The following is a 17364-nucleotide window of genomic DNA, read 5'->3' on the forward strand; positions in this document are numbered from 1 at the left end:
ACAGGCGGCTCGTTCTGCGTACGTTCCCGGCCGACTAAGCGCTGCTTTCAAGTCACCGGTGTTACGCCCATGTTGACGGGCCGCCTGCCGAGGCACACGATCGAGAGGTAGGTAGTTGCTCAATACATCTGATTCGGCCGGCGGTACGTCCCCCCTCCGGCCGGAGAGGCCAAGCAGGAGGCACCATGTGTGGCATCACCGGCTGGATCTCCTTCGACCGTGAACTGCGCGCCGAGCGGGACACCCTGAACGCGATGACCGAGACGATGGACTGCCGCGGTCCCGACGACCGCGGCGTCTGGGCCAACGGGCCGGCCGCTCTCGGCCACCGCAGGCTCGCGATCATCGACCTTCCGGGCGGGCGCCAGCCCATGACCGTCGAAGAGGGCGGCCGGACGGTCGCCCTCGTCTACTCGGGCGAGACCTACAACTTCACCGAGCTGAGGGCCGAACTCGCCGCCCGCGGGCACCGGTTCACCACCGACTCCGACACCGAGGTCGTCCTGCACGGCTACCTCGAATGGGGCGAGGCCGTCGCCGAACGCCTCAACGGCATGTACGCGTTCGCGATCTGGGACGAGCGCGTCCAGCGCCTCGTCATGATCCGCGACCGGATGGGCATCAAGCCCTTCTACTACTACGAGACCGCCGACGGCGTGCTCTTCGGCTCCGAGCCCAAGGCGATCCTCGCCAACCCCCTTGCCCGCCGCTCGGTCTCGCTCGACGGCCTGCGCGAGCTGTTCACCTTCGTCAAGACGCCCGGCCACGCCGTGTGGGACGGCATGAAGGAGGTCGAGCCCGGCACCGTCGTCACCGTCGACCGCGGCGGCCTGCGCACCCACACCTACTGGTCCCTCCAGACCCGTGCGCACGAGGACGACCGCGAGACCAGCATCGCCCACGTCCGCGAGCTGCTCGACGACATCGTCCGGCGCCAGCTCGTCGCCGACGTGCCGCGCTGCATGCTGCTCTCCGGCGGCCTCGACTCCTCCGCCCTGACCGCGCTCGCCGCCCGCCAGCTCGGCGACGTGGGCGAGCAGGTGCGCAGCTTCGCCGTGGACTTCGTCGGCCAGACCGAGAACTTCGTCGCCGACGAACTCCGCGCCACCCCCGACACCCCCTACGTCCACGACGTGGCCCGCACCTCCGGCACGATCCACCAGGACATCGTCCTGGACGCCCAGTCGCTCGCCGACCCCGAGGTGCGCGCCAAGGTCATCCGGGCCCGCGACATCCCCATGGGCTTCGGCGACATGGACACCTCGCTCTACCTGCTGTTCAAGGCGATCCGCGAACACTCCACGGTCGCCCTGTCCGGCGAGTCCGCGGACGAGGTGTTCGGCGGCTACAAGCAGTTCTTCGACGAGGACGCCCGCAACGCCGACATGTTCCCCTGGCTCGTCAAGTTCGCCGAGCAGTTCGGCGACGACTCCGGCCTGCTGCGCCCCGACCTCTCGGCCGCGCTGAACATCCCCGCCTACATCAAGGACTCGTACGACACCGCCGTCGCCGGCATCCAACGCCTGGACGGCGAGAGCGACTTCGAGTACCGGATGCGCAAGATCTGCAACCTCCACCTGACCCGCTTCGTGCGCGTCCTGCTCGACCGCAAGGACCGCGCGAGCATGGCCGTCGGGCTCGAAGTGCGGGTGCCGTTCTGCGACCACCGGCTCGTCGAGTACGTATACAACGCGCCCTGGTCGCTGAAGTCCTTCGACGGCCGCGAGAAGAGCCTGCTGCGCGAGGCGGCCAAGGACGTCGTCCCGAAGTCCGTGTACGACCGGGTCAAGAGCCCGTACCCGTCCACGCAGGACCCGAAGTACGCGATCGCCCTCCAGGGCCACGCCAAGGACCTGCTCGCCCAGCCGTCCCACCCGGTCTTCGACCTCATCGACCGGGAGGGCCTGCGCCGGGCCGCCGACGTGAGCGCCCCGCAGATCCACCAGGCATCGCGCCGCGGCCTGGAGCGCACCCTGGACCTCGCGATCTGGCTCGACCTGTACAAGCCGGAGGTGAACCTGGCGTAGGGCCGCCTAGCTGGGGCCCGGCTCGTCCAGGCCCCAGCTGTGGATCTTGTGCGGGTGGATGCGGATGAGCTCCTCGCTGAAGTGCGGGCCCAACTCGTGGGCCCCGGTGAGGAGTTCGGCCACTCCCCGGATCTCGACCCCGCGCACCTTCCACGGCCGCACGCTCACCACGTCGTCGACCACCAGGGCCGCCTTCGGGTTGCCCTGGAGGTTGCGCCACTTCTTCGTGGTGCCGAGGGCGTACCCGCCGATGAGGATCGTCCCGTCGTCCTGCGGGAAGAATCCGACGGGGTTGGCCTGCGGCTGGCCCGTCCCGTCCACGGTGGCGAGTCGGCCAAGGCGCTGGCTCTTGAGATACGTGCGCTCGGCCTCGCTGAATTCGGTCATGCCGCCAGCCTCACACGCGTGGCGGGGCCCAGTCATCGGGTTGTGGACCTAGGACTTGAGGTGCGGCGCCTCTCCTTCAGCCCCAGATCACCGCGCCGAGCCACGCCCCGGTCACCAGCAGGCAGGCGAAGAGCTCGGCCAGCACCGAGTAGCCGCCCGCGCGAAGGGCCGTACGGGTCGAGGCCAAGCCGTCGCCGCGGCTGCCGAGCCGCACCCGTTCCGCGCCGTAGAGGCCGCCGATGAACCCGGCGATCCCGCCCACCACGGGCAGCACGAAGAACCCCGCGACGGAGGCCGCGCCCGCGATCAGCACCGATCTCTTGACCACTCCCGCCGCTTTGAAGCGGCGCGGCGGCAGGAACGGCCTGAGGGCCTGGTTCAGGAGCAGTACGCCGGTGGCCCCCACCAGGACGCCCCAGGCGAGCCCCGTGATGTCGTCCAGCGCCCACCACGCGACGGCCGCCCACACGATCGCCTGCCCGGGGACGCCCTGGACAAGGACGCCGCACAGGCCCATCAGGATCACCGCCCCGACCGCGAGGAGCTGCCACACGCCCATCTGCCAAGGGTGCAGGAAACGGACCGTTTCCGCAGTCCCAGGCGTATTCCCGGCCCACCGCGCGACCGCTCAGCGGGCCACCCAGCCCCGCTCGTAGGCGTGCCAGCCCAGCTGGAGGCGGGTCGTCACACCGGTGAGTTCCATGAGGCCCTTGACCCGGCGCTGCACGGTCCGCAGGCCCAGTTCCAGCTGCTTGGCGGCGCTGGCGTCGGTCATTCCGGCGAGCAGCAGCGAAAGGATCTCCAGGTCGGTCGCGTCCGGGCCCCGCGCCTCCTCGACGATGCCGCGGCCCCCGCCGCCAAGGCGCAGCGGCAGCGCGTCCTTCCACACCGCCTCGAAGAGGCCCATGAGGGATTCCAGCAGCCCGCTCGCGTGCACCACCAGCGCGGCCGGCTCGGCGCCCCGCCCGGTCAGCGGCACCATCGCGAGGCTGCGGTCCGCCACGACGAGCTTGGTCGGCACCCGGTCCACCGTCCGCACCTGCTCGTCGCGGCCGAGCGCCGCGGACAGCTCGACGATTCCGGCGGGCAGCGAGAGCACCTCGCGCTCGATCACCACCCGGTAGGCGACCCCGCGGATCGCGGCCCGCTCCTCGGACTCGTTGTCCATCCCGGTGACCGCGACCGGCTTGCCCGTCACCAGCGCGCACACCTCCTCGGCCGCGCCCAGCTGCAGCTGGTGGAAGCGGTGGGCGACCGCGCTCGCGCCGGTCACCACCTCGACGAGGTCGTGCACGGCCGGCTCGGCGGCCTCAACGCGGTACTCCGCGGCGAGCAGCGCCGCCGCCAGCTCGGCCTGGTCCAGCTCGTGGCGCTGCTGGGTGAGCAGCGCCACGAGCGCGACGCCGGGCGGGGCCGCGACCCACCGCCCGGTGCGCGCCGAGGACTGGGCGGCCAGGCCCTGCCGCTCCAGGCGGCGCAGTGCGCGTTCGGTCTCGTTCTCGGGCAGCGCGAGCCGGTGCGCGAGGTCACTCACCTCGGCCGCGCCGACCGCGACCAAGGCGCGGTACGCCGACTCCTGCGTCTCGTCGAGACCTATCGCTCCCAGCACCACGGACCGCCTCCCTCACCTGCGCGGTGGCGGGAAACCGCCCCGGCGTAAACCCGCCTCACAACATCATCCCCGTATCTCCCGTCGCTCTGCCAATGTCGAGCCACCGCAGCACCAACAGCCTCCGGGTACGGGGCATTTGCGCTCTTCGGGCGCGGTGTCTTTTGTTCCGGATTCATCTGGGGAGAGCGATGCGCCCGATATCGCGTACGGCTCTGGGGGTGGCGACGGCCGCCGCCCTCGCCGTCACCGCGGTGGCGCCGTCCGTGGCAGCGCCACGGCACGACGACACAACAGCCACCGGAAAGAGACCGCTCGTCGGCAGCGCCGCGAGCCGCACGGGAACACCGGCCACCGTCACCCTGGTCACCGGCGACAAGGTCGTGGTGAGCAGGGACACCTCCGGCACGCCCACCGGCGTCACCGCGCTGCCGCGCGAGGACGGCTCCGTACCGCTCGTCCAGACCCGGCGCTCGGGCAAGGAGCTCTACGTCTACCCCGACGACGCGGCCCAGGCGCTCGCCGCCGGGAAGGTCGACGACGAGCTGTTCAACGTCTCCGGGCTCATCCGCCAGGGCTACGACGACGCGCACACCAAGACGATTCCGCTCATCGCGGTGTACGACACCGCCGTGGCGAGGTCGGCGCCGCCCGTGCCGCGCGGCGCGAAGGCCGGGCTGAGCCTGCCCGCCGTCAACGGCATGGCGCTCAGCGCGGACAAGACCAAGGCGAGCCAGCTGTGGGCCGACGTCACCAACTCCCGTACCAGGTCGGCCACTTCGGGAATCAAGAAGCTGTGGCTCGACCGGAAGGTGACGGCCTCCCTGGACCGGTCGGCCAAGCAGATCCGCGCCGACCTCGCCTGGGCCGCCGGATACGACGGCAAGGGCACCAAGGTCGCCGTCCTCGACACCGGTGTGGACGCCGAACACCCCGACCTCAAGGGCCGCGTCGCCGCCGCCAAGAACTTCACGGACTCGCCCGACACCGAGGACCGCCAGGGCCACGGCACCCACACCACCTCCACGGTCGGCGGCTCGGGCGCGGCCAGCGACGGCAAGAAGAAGGGCATCGCGCCCGGCACCGACCTGCTTGTCGGCAAGGTGCTCAACGACTCCGGATCCGGCGACAGTTCGTGGATCATCGCCGGAATGCAGTGGGCCGTCGACAACAAGGCCGACGTCGTGTCGATGTCGCTCGGCAGCCCCGTCCCCACCGACTGCACCGACCCGATGAGCACCGCCGCGCAGCGGCTCGCCACCGAGGCCACGCACACCCTGTTCGTCGTCGCGGCCGGCAACTCCGGGCCGAGCCTGAACACCGTGTCCTCGCCCGGCTGCGCGCCCGGCGTCCTGACCGTCGGCGCCGTCGACCGCGACGACACCACCGCGAGCTTCTCCAGCCGCGGCCCGGCCCCCTTCACACACACCCTGAAGCCGGAGATCACCGCCCCCGGCGTGGGCATATCGGCCGCCAACGCGGGCGGCCGCGGCATCTACGCGTACCAGACCATCTCCGGCACCTCGATGGCCACCCCGCACGTCGCGGGCGCCGCCGCCATCGTCAAGCAGCGCCACCCCGACTGGACCGCGCAGCAGATCAAGGCCGCGCTCGTCTCGTCCGCGAACAGCGGCATCCCGGGAGACGTGCGCGAGACCGGCGGCGGGCGGCTCGACGTCAAGGCCGCCATCGACGAGACGGTCCTCGGCGCCTCCGCCGTGCAGGCCGGCACCTTCAACTGGCCGCAGGACAAGAGCGACCGCACCACCGTCGACGTGCCCTACACCAACGTCTCCGACAAGCCCGTGCAGCTCGACCTCAAGGTCGCGGGCGTCACCGGAAACGACGGCTCGGCCGTCAACTCCCCCGTCGCGAAGCTGAGTTCGCGCTCGGTCACCGTCCCGGCCGGCTCCACCGTCAAGGTGCCGCTCGCCGTCGACCCGACCGCCCGCCTCAAGGCCGCCCAGTACGGAGACGTCACCGGCCGCGTGCTCGCCACGGCGGGCGGCGTGAAGGTGTCCACCCCGTTCTCGCTGTACGTCGAGCCCGAGACGGTCACTCTGCGCGTCAAGCTCGTCGACCGCCAGGGCAAGCCCGCCACGGGCGCCTCGTCCCTCGACGTCATCGGCACCGACACCGCGACCGGCGAGCGCCGCTTCAACGAGGGCGCCGCCGACCAGGTCTACCGGCTGCGCCCCGGCGCCTACTTCGTGTCCTCGTTCGTCGCCTCGGCCGACCCCGGCGACGCGACCGGCGCGAACGTCGGCTCGGTCAGCTACCTCGGCCGCCCGCAGCTCGACCTGAAGAAGGACACCACCCTCGTCCTCGACGCCCGCGACGCGCACCGCCTCTCGGTGAAGACCGATCGGCCGAGCGAAGTCCGCACCACCACGCTCGACTTCGCCCGCTCCTGGGGCGGCCAGTGGCTGCACTCGGGCTCGATCACCGGCTCCCGGCTGATCAAGGACTACTTCGCGGACGTCCAGGGCGACGCCCGTACCGGCGACTTCGAGTTCGGCAGCTACTGGCGGGCGTACGCCCCGCAGTTCGACCAGCTCGCCGCGGCCGGCGGGCCCGAGCTGCACCCGCTCACCGCGAGCATCGGCTCCGACAACCTCGACGGCACCGGCGAGGCCGCGCTCGTCGACGCGGGGAACGGCACTCCGGACGAGCTCAAGGCGGCCGGGGTCGCCGGGAAGATCGCCTTCGTCGCGGTGCCGGACGGCGATGCCTCGGCCCTGACCCTGGGCAAGGACGCCAAAGCCGCGGGCGCCAAGGCGCTCGTCGTGCACCGCCCCTCGGCCGGCCGCTGGCTGCCCACGTACGGGTTCGCGGGCGGACCGCTGCCGACCCTCGCCGTCGAGGCGGCCGAGGCCAAGGCGCTCGCCGACCGGCTCTCCAACGGCCCGGTGACGCTGCGCTGGAAGGCCACCGCGAAGAGCGGCTACGTCTACAACCTGGGCTTCCAGGAGGACGGCGGATTCGGCTCCGACCGCACCTACCGGGTGCGCGACGGACAGCTCGGCCGCAACGTGTCCACGTACCACTCGATGGGCGTGCCGGCCGACTTCATCGACGGCGTCGCCGCCCACCGGCCCAGCGGCGCGGGGCCGGTCAGCCTCTCCGGCATCGACCTGGTGGCCGTCCCCTCGACCCGCACCGAGTACTACACGGCGGGCACCACCACCTGGGACCACTTCGTCTCGTCCAGCTTCCCCTTCGGCGAGTTCATGCTGTCCCCGGCCAAGGCCTACCAGGCGGGCAAGCAGACCAAGGAGAGCTGGTACGACGGCGTGGTCGGCCCCGACGCCGGACGCGACGCCACGGGCAAGCCGCTGCTCGCCGCCGAGCGCCAGGGCAACCTGATCGGCTTCGCGCCCGGCATGTGGGCGGACTCCGAACACAGCGCCCAGCCCGGCTCGTTCGGCGACATCGGCTCCCTGCTGCTGCGCCGCAACGGCCAGGACTACGACAGCAGCGGCTGGCCGTCGGGGGTGTTCACCGTCCCCGCGGACGACGCGGCGTACGAGCTCATCAGCGACAACCAGAAGATCGGCCCCTCCGGCTCGGTGTGGAAGCGCTCGAACGAGGTCACCACGAGCTGGAAGTTCCGCTCGCACCTGGAGGAGAACGTCTACTCGCAGGGCATCCCGCTGCTCTTCCCGCACTACGGCATCCCCGAGGACGGCCTCAAGACGGTCCCGGCGGCCGACGGCCAGAAGATCGGCCTCACGGTGACCGGGCACGCGGGCTACACCCCGGCTGCCCTGGTCTCGGCCAAGCTGTCGTACTCCTACGACGGCGGAACCACCTGGACCGAGGCCAAGTCGGCCCAGCAGGGCGGCAGTTGGACGGCGACCGTGAACCACGCGGGCGCCGCCGCCAAGGACGTGACCCTGAAGGTCGAACTGACCGATGCCAACGGCAATTCGGTCACCCAGACCGTGGTGAACGCATACGCAGTGCGTTAGCCACGCAGCCGGTCCGCCGGGTGTCCCTCCCGTGGGGGGTGGGGCCGCCCGGCGGACTTTCGGCATCGGCCACCACGCTTGTCCGTTGCGGACATTTTCCCGATGCCCCGTTTTCGTATGCCTCGGACGGTGGACAATAAGGGCATGAGCCAGCAGGGGGAGAGGCCGACCCGGGACGACGACTGGTGGAACCGGCTGTACGACGAGTCGGCCCCGGACGCCGGTCCCGACGGTTCGGGCGACAGCCTCGACGACCGCTTCAACTCGGCGTCGGACACGGTCGGTTCGGGCCTGGCGGGTTCCGGTGCGGTGGGTCCGGCCGCGGCGGATTCGAAGCCGCTGGGACCTTCGGGCGCGCAGGGTTCGGAGACGGCGGGTTCCACCCCGGAGGCTTCGGACGTGGCGGGTCCGGACGTGCCCGGTCGCAACCCGGCCGGTTTACCCGGGGCGGAACGCGCCGCTTCGCCCGCCGCGCAGGACGCACCTCCCGCCTCGCCTCGCCCCCGGGCGCCCTGGGAGCCGCCCGGGACTCCGCCCGGGACTCCGCCCGGGCCGCGCAAACCAGCCGCCTGGTGGGAGTCCGTCCCGGCGGCCCCGCCACCGCCGACGGCCCCGGCCCCGCTGCCCGATCTGCCGCCCGGCTGGGCGGAGGGCGCCCCGCCGGATCCGGCCGAGGCGGCGCACCCCGCCGAGGAGCGGCGCCCCGCCCCCATCACCGCCCCGCCCGATCCGGCCCGTGCCGCCGCCACCCGTGAGCCGCGCGCCCCGCAGGGCCTGCGCACCCCCACCGTGGAAACCCCCGCCCCGCCCGCGTTCGCCCCCGACGAGCAGTTCGGCCCGCCGAAGACCGCGCCGCCCGAGCAGTTCGCGCCGGTGCCCCGGCCGCGTTCCGGCCATGTGGGTGACGGGCCGCCCACCTACGACGCCGAGCCCACCGCGCTGCCCGCCGCCCGGCCGGACGAGCTCGACGACCTCGTCGCCGACACCGTGCTCGACGGCGCCCGCTACGGCGCGTACGTCCTGCGGGCCGCCTCCTCGCGCGGGGACTCCGCGCGCTACCGGGGCGAGCCGCGCCGCGACGCCCTGCTCACCGCCCGCTTCGGCACCGGCGAGAACGCCCTGGTCCTGGTCGCCGTCGCGAGCGGCGCGCGGACCAGCGACCGGGCGCACCTCGCCGCCGCCGACGCCTGCCACTGGATCGGGGGCGCGATCGGCCGCAGCCACGTCCGCCTCGCCGAGGACATAAGGGCGGGCCGGCGAGGCGACCTCAAGTCGGGGCTGCACCGGCTCACCGACCGCAGCTACGGAATGCTGCGGGCCCGCGCCGCCGAGCTCGGCACCGAGCCCGAGGAGTACACCGCGAGCCTGCGCTGTCTGCTCCTCTCGGCCGACCCCGCCTGCCGCACCCGGGTGTTCTTCGGCATCGGCCACGGCGGCCTGTTCCGGCTGCGCGGCGGTGTCTGGCAGGACATCGAGCCCGCCGTGCCCGAGCCGGGGGAGGCTCGCGGCGAGCCGGTGGTCGGCTTCGGCTCGGCCCCCGCCGAAACCCCGCAGGGCGACCGCCTCACCATGGACCTGAACACCGTCGAGCCCGCCCGCCCCTACATCGACCCGCCCGCGCCGCCGGGCGAGCCGTTCCGCTTCCGGGCCTCCGTGGCCCGTCCGGGCGACACCCTCCTGCTGTGCAGCGGGGGCCTGGCCGAACCCCTGCGCGGCGAGGCGGCCCTCGCCAAGGAACTCGCCGAACGCTGGACCCGCCCCGAGCTGCCGGGGCTCGCCGCTTTCCTCTCCGACGTGACGCTGAGGGTGAAGGGGTACACCGACGACCGTACGGCTGTCGCGGTCTGGGAGGCGTAACGGCAGGGGACATGGGTTGATGGACCCATGGCCAAGCAGAACGTTGCAGAGCAGTTCGTCGACATCCTCACCCGCGCGGGCGTCAAGCGGCTGTACGGAGTCGTCGGCGACAGTCTGAACCCCGTCGTCGACGCCATCCGCCGCAACTCCGCCATCGACTGGATCCAGGTCAGGCACGAGGAGGTCGCCGCCTTCGCGGCCGGTGCCGAGGCCCAGCTCACCGGGAAGCTGGCCGCGTGCGCGGGGTCGTGCGGGCCCGGCAACCTGCACCTCATCAACGGCCTGTACGACGCGCACCGCTCGATGGCCCCGGTCCTCGCCCTCGCCTCGCACATCCCGTCCTCCGAGATCGGCCTCGGATACTTCCAGGAGACCCACCCCGACCAGCTGTTCCGCGAGTGCTCCCACTACAGCGAGCTGATCTCCAACCCGCAGCAGATGCCCCGGGTGCTCCAGACGGCGATCCAGCACGCGATCGGCCGGGGCGGCGTCAGCGTCCTCGCGCTGCCCGGCGACATCGCCTCCGAGCCGGCCCCCGACAAGGCCATCGACCACGCCCTCGTCACCTCATTGCCCTCGGTGCGGCCCGGCGACAGCGAGATCGACAAGCTCGCGGCCCTCATCGACGAGGCGAAGCGCGTCACCCTGTTCTGCGGCAGCGGCACCGCCGGGGCGCACGCGGAGGTCATGGAGTTCGCCGAGCGGATCAAGTCGCCCATCGGGCACGCGCTGCGCGGCAAGGAATGGATCCAGTACGACAACAAGTACGACGTCGGAATGAGCGGCCTGCTCGGCTACGGCGCCGCCTATGAGGCGACCCACGAGTGCGATCTGCTGATCCTGCTCGGCACCGACTTCCCCTACAACGCCTTCCTGCCCGACGACGTCAAGATCGTCCAGGTCGACGTACGCCCCGAACACCTGGGACGCCGCTCGAAGTTGGACCTCGCGGTGTGGGGCGATGTGAAGGAGACGCTGCGCTGTCTGACGCCGCGCGTGCAGGTCAAGACGGACCGCCGGTTCCTCGACAAGATGCTGAAGAAGCACGCGGACGCCCTGGAAGGCGTCGTCAAGGCGTACACGCGCAAGGTGGAGAAGCACGTCCCGATCCATCCCGAGTACGTCGCCTCCGTGCTCGACGAACTCGCCGCCGACGACGCCGTGTTCACCGTCGACACCGGCATGTGCAACGTCTGGGCGGCCCGCTACATCTCGCCGAACGGCAGGCGCCGGATCATCGGTTCGTTCAGCCACGGCTCGATGGCCAACGCGCTGCCGCAGGCCATCGGCGCCCAGTTCATCGACCGCGGGCGCCAGGTGATCTCGATGTCCGGCGACGGCGGGTTCTCGATGCTGATGGGGGACTTCCTCACCCTGGTCCAGTACGAACTGCCGGTAAAAATCGTGCTGTTCAACAACTCCTCGCTCGGCATGGTCGAGCTGGAGATGCTGGTCGCCGGTCTGCCCTCGTACGGGACGACCAACCGCAACCCCGACTTCGCGGCGATCGCCCGCGCGGCCGGGGCGTACGGGGTGCGCGTGGAGAAGCCCAAGCAGCTCGCGGGCGCGCTCAAGGACGCCTTCAAGCACAAGGGCCCGGCGCTGGTCGACATCGTCACCGACCCCAACGCGCTGTCCATCCCGCCGAAGATCAGCGCCGAGATGGTGTCGGGCTTCGCGCTCTCCGCCAGCAAGATCGTCCTGGACGGGGGAGTGGGCCGCATGCTCCAGCTGGCCCGCTCCAACCTCCGCAACGTGCCGAGGCCCTGAGGAGCCCGCGGCCGGGCCCCGGCCGGTTCCTCGCGCGCGTCCTCGCCTTCACCCGGTTGGTCAACAGCGACTACTCTCAACCGGGTTACGCCGATGACCAGGCGAGAAGGGCCGGGGGAGTCACACCATCATGAGCGGTACGAACGGGGACGGACGCGGTGAGCAGGAAGATTACATAGAGGGGGGCATCAAACCGCTCGCGGTGAGCGATCCCGTGCGCATCGGGCCGTATCTGCTCCTTGGACGGCTCGGCGCGGGCGGCATGGGGCGGGTGTTCCTCGCACGTTCGGACAGCGGGCGCACCGTCGCCGTGAAGGTCGTCCACGAGGAGCACGTGTCCGACGAGCAGTTCCGGGCCCGGTTCCGGCGGGAGATCGAGGCGGCGCGCAAGGTCGGGGAGCGCTACACGGCGCCGGTCCTCGACGCCGGTCCGGGTGACGAGCCGCCGTGGGTGGCGACCGGGTACGTGCCCGGGCTCTCGCTCGAACAGATCGTGCGGCGCCACGGGCCGCTGCCGACCGAGTCCCTGCACGCGCTCGCCGAGGAACTCCTCAAGGCGCTCCGGGACATTCACGGCGCGGGCATCGTGCACCGCGACCTGAAGCCGTCCAACGTGATGCTCACCGTGGACGGTACGAAGGTCATCGACTTCGGGATCGCCCGGGCCCTTGAGACGTCCGTCGAGTCCCTGCTCACCAGTACGGGGATGGCGGTCGGCTCTCCCGGTTTCATGTCGCCGGAGCAGGTGCGGGGCCAGAGCGCCGGGGTCAAGAGCGATGTGTTCACCCTCGGGTGCGTGCTGACCTACGCGGCGACCGGGCAGCTGCCGTTCGGGCACGGGGCCAGCAACCAGCACGCCGTGATGTTCCAGATCGTGGAGGGCGAGCCCGATCTGACGGGCGTCGAGGACGACTCGCTGCGGGCCCTGATCACCCGCTGTCTGACGAAGGACATCGACCAACGGCCGGGCGTGGACGAGCTGTTGGCCGACCCGGAGCGGACCCGTCCGCGCTCCGCGCGCGGCGCCTGGCTGCCCGCCCGCGTCGTCGCCCGGCTCGCCCAGCAGTCCGCGCGGCTGCTCGACGCCGAGGCGGAGCCGCTGCGGGAAGTGCCCGTGGACCGGGCGACCATCGGGCTGCGGGCGCCGGCCGGATCCCCCGAGCCCGTCGTGGCGAGCGTCAGCGCCACGAAGCGGGAGCCCGAAGAGCGGCCCCGCCGACGCCGCAGGCTCATCGTGCTGCCGGTCGTCGCCGTGCTCACCGTCGGCGGCGGCACGATCGCCGTGCTCCAGCCCTTCGCGAGCGACGGTGGCGGCGGAGCACAGGCCAAGCCCCCGGGCGCCAGTGCGAGCGCGAGCAGTGGTGCCCATGCGGGCTCCAGCGCCGCGCCCTCCGGAAGCAACTCGCCCGGCGCGCCGAGCGCTCCCGCCTCCCCCGGGGCGAGCGCCCAGGGCAGCGAGCCCCCGAAGGGCCCGGACGCCAAGCCCGGCGACGGGCAGAACTCCCCGGCCAACGGCGGGAGTCCGGCACCTCCCGGCGGCGCGGGCGGCAGCCAGCCCGGTGGTGGGGGCGGCTCCACCAGGGGCGCCGGGGGTGGCGCCGGCGGCGGGACCGGCTCGTCGTCGTCGGGGTCGGGGTCGGGGGCGTCCGGGTCTTCGGGCTCGTCCGGCTCCGGCGGCACGTCCCAGGATTCCCCGCCGCCCGACATGAAGGCCTACAAACTCGAATACACCAACTCCTGCGTCGGCGCGTGTTCCATGCCGATCGCGGTGAGCTGGCCGGCGGTCTCCGGTGCGTCCCGGTACGACATCCACTACACCAACAAGGGCAGCAACTTCACGAAGAAGAGCGTCGACACCGTCTACTCCACCGGCTCCCTCAACTACACGATCACGGGCCCGTTCTCCGGCGACGAGATCTGTGTCACGATGCGCGCCGCCAACAAGTACGGAGCCTCGGCCTGGGCGGAGACCTGGTGCGGCACGGTGCCGTACTAAGCCCGTGGTGAGCCTTCCTGCTGCTCCCGGTCTCCGCGCAGCCGCAGCGTGACGATCTGGAACGGCCGCAGCTCCAGGGCGATCCCCTCCGCCGAGAGCGGGGCCTCGCCCAGTGGCCGTTCCAGCAGATCGGTGAACTCGGCCCGCCCGCAAGGGAATCCGGGCCGCAGCACCGCCCGTACCCGGCTGCCCGCCGACTCGTAGAGCCGCACCACCACGTCCCCGCCCCGGTCCTCCGCGAGCTTCACCGCCTCGACGGTCACGGCCGGGTCGTCCACCGTGACCAGTGGCGCGACCTCGGCGGCGGGCGCGACGCGCAGCGGCAGGTTCAGCGCGAGCCCCTCCGCGACGGCGTCCGTCACCTCGGCCCCCGGAAGCAGTGCGTAGCTGAAGCGGTGGACATCGACGTCGGTCGCCGGATCCGGGCTGTGCGGCGCCCGCAGCAACGTGAGGCGTACGGTCGTGCCGAGCCCCGCGTCATGCGGCACCCGGGTCACATCGTGCCCGTACGTCGAGTCGTTGAGCACGGCCACCCCGTACGAGGGCTCGGCGACCCGCAGCCAGCGGTGCGCGCAGATCTCGAACCGGGCCGCGTCCCAGCCCGTGTTGACGTGCGTCGCGCGGTGCACATGCCCGAACTGGATCTCGGCGGTGGACCGTTCGGCGTGCACGTCGAGCGGAAAAGCCGCCTTGAGCACCTTCTCCGATTCGCGCCAGTCGACCTCGGTGACGACGTCGACGCGCGGGGTGGCGCAGGAGAGCCGGATCTCCTGCGTGATCCGCGAACTCCGAAAGCTCCGCACCACCCGCACGGCCGCCCGCAGCGGCCCCTCCTCGACGAGCTCGACCGAGTCGGCGTCGGTGAGGTCGGTGTGCCGCCGCCGATAGTGCCGGTCGATGTCCCAGGCGTCCCACTGATTGGGGTGATCGGGATGCAGCTGGAGGAGGTTGCCGCGACTGCCCGGGGCGAGCACCTCCCGGTCGGCCACGAGATCGCGGACCGAGGTCAGCAGCCCCTCGTGGTCCACCACGATCCGCACAACCGCGTTGTCCAGTACGAGAGTTGACCCGCCCCGCGCGACGGTCACCGGCGGCGCCGAAGCGGCCGCCCGGGGGAGTGCCGTCGCGGCGAGCGGCGGGACGTGGACGGCGAGCAGCGCCCGGCCGCCCGGCAGCGGCTGGCCGCCCGGCGCGTCCTCGGCCGCCGCATCGACCACCGCGTTCCGCGCGTACGGCGACGCGTTGAGCACAGTGGGCTGTCGAGCCCCGCCCAGCGCCGAGACCGCGCCCGCGACGATTCCCTCCAGCTCCGCGCGTACCCTTTCGTACGTCTCGCGCGCCTCCCGGTGGACCCAGGCGATGGACGAGCCGGGCAGGATGTCGTGGAACTGGTGCAGTAGCACCGTCTTCCACAATCGGTCGAGATCGTCGTACGGGACGCTGTAGTCGGGGGAGCGCAGCGCGGCGGCCGTCGTCCACAACTCCGCCTCGCGCAGCAGGTGTTCACTGCGCCGGTTGCCCTGCTTGGTCTTGGCCTGGGTCGTGTAGGTCGCCCGGTGCAGCTCCAGATACAGCTCGCCCGACCACACCGGGGCTCGCTCCCCGTACTCGGCGTGCGCGGCCGCGAAGAACGCCGAGGGCGGCTCGACGGTGACCCGGGGCGAGCCCTCCAGATCGCGCAGTCGGCGCGCCTTCTCCAGCATCTCCCTGGTGGGACCGCCCCCGCCGTCGCCCCAGCCGAACGGGACGAGGGAGCGCGTGGCGAGTCCCTTCTCGCTGAAGTTCCGTTCGGCGTGGGCGAGTTCGGCACCGTGGAACTGGGAGTTGTAGGTGTCCACCGGCGGGAAGTGCGTGAAGACCCGGGTGCCGTCGATGCCCTCCCACCAGAACGTGTGGTGCGGCATCCGGTTGGTCTGGTTCCACGACAGCTTCTGGGTGAGGAACCACTTCACCCCGGCCAGCTTCGCGAGCTGTGGAAAGGCGGCGGTGTATCCGAAGGAGTCGGGCAGCCAGATCTCCTCGGTCTCCACGCCGAGCTCCTCAAGGAAGAAGCGCTTGCCGTGCACGATCTGCCGCGCCAGCGCCTCACCGCCCGGCATGTTGGCGTCCGACTCCACCCACATCGACCCGACGGGAGCCCAATTCCCGTTCTCCACAGCCTTTTTGATGCTCCGCCAGATGTGGGGCTGGTGGTCGCGGACCCAGGCGTACTGCTGGGCCTGTGAGCAGGCGAAGACCAGCTCGGGGTAGTCGGCGGCCAGCGCCGTCACATTGGCGAAGGTGCGCGCCGCCTTGCGGACCGTCTCGCGCAGCGGCCACAGCCACGCCGAGTCGATGTGCGCGTGGCCGGCCGCCGAGACGCGATGGGCACTGGGACCGGCCGGACGGGACAGCGCGTCGGTCAGCTCGGCGCGGGCCGCCGTCGCCGTGCCCGCCACGTCGTGCAGGTCGAGCGCGTCCAGCATGCGCTCAAGGGCGCGCAGGATCCCGTGCCGGCGGGCCCGGTCGGCGGGCAGCTCCTGCATCAGCTCCGACAACACCTCCACATCCAGCACCAGGTGCCACACCTCGTCGTCGAGTACGGCGAGGTCGGCAGCCGCGAATCGGTAAATGGGCCCATGCCCGGCGGTCAGTACGTCTCCCAGCGGGGTCGGTTCGAAGTCGTGCAGCACCGCCGGATTCGCGGCCGCCTCCAGGAGCAGGGCGACCTCCTCCCCGCCCGCCGCAGGCGCTGCCACCGGGATATGCCGGTTGCGCGGATGGATGCCCTTGAGCGGGACGCCCGAGGTGTCGTACACCAGACCCTCCGCCTGGAAGCCCGGACCCGCTCCGGTGAAACCGGGGTCGATGACCGCCTCGACCCTTCGTCCCGCCCACGCCTCGGGCACCCGTCCTTCGATCCGGAACCAGCTCGTCGACCATGGCCGGCCCCACTCGGTACCGGCCTCGAACGGCTCGTATGCCGCCGTCAACGCCCGAGCGACGGGCACCGGCTCGTCCGGCACGTGCCAGACGGCCAGGGCCATCGGCACCCGGGCGGCGTACTGCGCGGGGCGCACGAACTGGCGCATGGCCCGCTCTAGGCGTCCCTCCACCAGTGCTCGGTCATCATGCATGGCTTCTCCTCCAGCGGCTCACTGAAGGGTTTCCCGTTCGGTTGTTGAGGAATCACCATGCGTGACCGCGTCCGGACGGGGCATGCATCCCGTGTGCATGTTCGAGGGGGAAAGGTCGTCACAACGTGCAGGTGGGGGTTATGACAAGGCATCAGGCAGGGATCGGCCCCGCGGGGAGCGGGCCCGTCCGGACACCTGATGCGCAGCAGGGGGACCAGCGTCTGCTGCGCAGGAGAGTGGGGCAGGCGGATCTGAGCGCCGTCGGGGAAATACGCCGGGCGCTGAGGGAACTTCTCGGCCCGTCAGGGCATTCGGGGGCGGCGGACGTGGCCGAACTGCTCACCAGCGAGCTGGTGACCAACGCCCTCGTGCACACCGACCACGGCGCGGTGGTGACGGCGACGGTCGGCGAGAGCGGCCTTCGCGTGGAGGTACGGGATTTCGTGGCCGCGCTTCCCACGCCGTACGCACCGTCCGCCGACGACGGTACGCACGGCAGGGGCCTGCTGCTCGTCCAGGCGCTGGCGGACGCCTGGGGCGTGCACGAACACGGCATGGGGAAGGTGGTGTGGTTCGAGCTCGGCCGCAACGGGGCGGCGCCGCAGTACTAGGCGCTCCGCGGGAAGCACTG

General features: G+C 71.8%; 10 protein-coding genes. 6 read left to right on the forward strand and 4 right to left on the reverse strand.

Going from position 1 to position 17364, the window contains the following annotated elements; genetic code table 11:
• The first annotated feature begins 185 nt into the window (after window positions 1-185).
• Complete coding sequence (asnB, locus tag ADK54_RS14600) at window positions 186-2027, forward strand: asparagine synthase (glutamine-hydrolyzing) (RefSeq protein ID WP_053726049.1); 1842 nt, start codon at window positions 186-188, stop codon at window positions 2025-2027.
• Window positions 2028-2033: 6 nt separating this feature from the next.
• Here asnB and ADK54_RS14605 read toward each other — a convergent pair whose 3' ends face one another.
• From ADK54_RS14605 to ADK54_RS14615, 3 genes are all read right to left on the reverse strand, one after another.
• Entirely contained in the window at window positions 2034-2414 is a 381-nt protein-coding gene (locus ADK54_RS14605) for a PPOX class F420-dependent oxidoreductase (protein WP_107090531.1), read from the reverse strand.
• 76 nt (window positions 2415-2490) lie between these two features.
• Window positions 2491-2973, reverse strand: coding sequence for a DUF456 domain-containing protein (locus ADK54_RS14610; RefSeq protein ID WP_053726051.1), 483 nt, complete (start codon window positions 2971-2973; stop codon window positions 2491-2493).
• A 69-nt stretch (window positions 2974-3042) separates the two neighbouring features.
• Window positions 3043-4023: a helix-turn-helix domain-containing protein gene (locus ADK54_RS14615; RefSeq protein ID WP_053726086.1), complete on the reverse strand. Its 981-nt coding sequence runs from the start codon at window positions 4021-4023 to the stop codon at window positions 3043-3045.
• Window positions 4024-4214: 191 nt separating this feature from the next.
• Here ADK54_RS14615 and ADK54_RS14620 point away from each other — a divergent pair, with 191 nt between their 5' ends.
• The 4 genes from ADK54_RS14620 to ADK54_RS14635 all read left to right on the forward strand — a co-directional run bounded on the left by ADK54_RS14620 (window position 4215) and on the right by ADK54_RS14635 (window position 13617).
• On the forward strand, window positions 4215-7994 hold the full coding sequence (locus ADK54_RS14620; protein ID WP_053726052.1) for a S8 family peptidase: 3780 nt from the start codon (window positions 4215-4217) through the stop codon (window positions 7992-7994).
• A gap of 144 nt (window positions 7995-8138) precedes the next feature.
• On the forward strand, window positions 8139-9851 hold the full coding sequence (locus ADK54_RS14625) for a protein phosphatase 2C domain-containing protein (RefSeq protein ID WP_053726053.1): 1713 nt from the start codon (window positions 8139-8141) through the stop codon (window positions 9849-9851).
• Window positions 9852-9878: 27 nt separating this feature from the next.
• Window positions 9879-11621 (forward strand): pyruvate dehydrogenase, encoded by a 1743-nt coding sequence (locus tag ADK54_RS14630; RefSeq protein ID WP_053726054.1) that lies wholly within the window; start codon window positions 9879-9881, stop codon window positions 11619-11621.
• 130 nt (window positions 11622-11751) lie between these two features.
• The gene (locus ADK54_RS14635) at window positions 11752-13617 is read left to right on the forward strand and encodes a serine/threonine protein kinase (protein WP_053726055.1); all 1866 of its coding nucleotides are present in this window, start codon (window positions 11752-11754) and stop codon (window positions 13615-13617) included.
• On the opposite strand, the gene ADK54_RS14640 is transcribed toward ADK54_RS14635, so the two are convergent.
• Window positions 13614-16733 carry an alpha-mannosidase gene (locus ADK54_RS14640; protein ID WP_053726056.1) on the reverse strand — a complete coding sequence of 1040 codons (3120 nt, stop codon included), beginning with the start codon at window positions 16731-16733 and terminating at the stop codon, window positions 13614-13616. The two genes, ADK54_RS14635 and ADK54_RS14640, sit on opposite strands and share 4 nt — an antisense overlap.
• 140 nt (window positions 16734-16873) lie before the next feature.
• On the opposite strand from ADK54_RS14640, the gene ADK54_RS14645 reads away from it, so the two are divergent.
• A complete protein-coding gene (locus tag ADK54_RS14645; protein ID WP_078966381.1) occupies window positions 16874-17344 on the forward strand; it encodes an ATP-binding protein in 471 nt (156 codons plus the stop codon).
• Window positions 17345-17364 lie beyond the last annotated feature (20 nt).

This window comes from Streptomyces sp. WM6378 (assembly GCF_001279695.1).
Classification (GTDB): Bacteria; Actinomycetota; Actinomycetes; order Streptomycetales; family Streptomycetaceae; genus Streptomyces.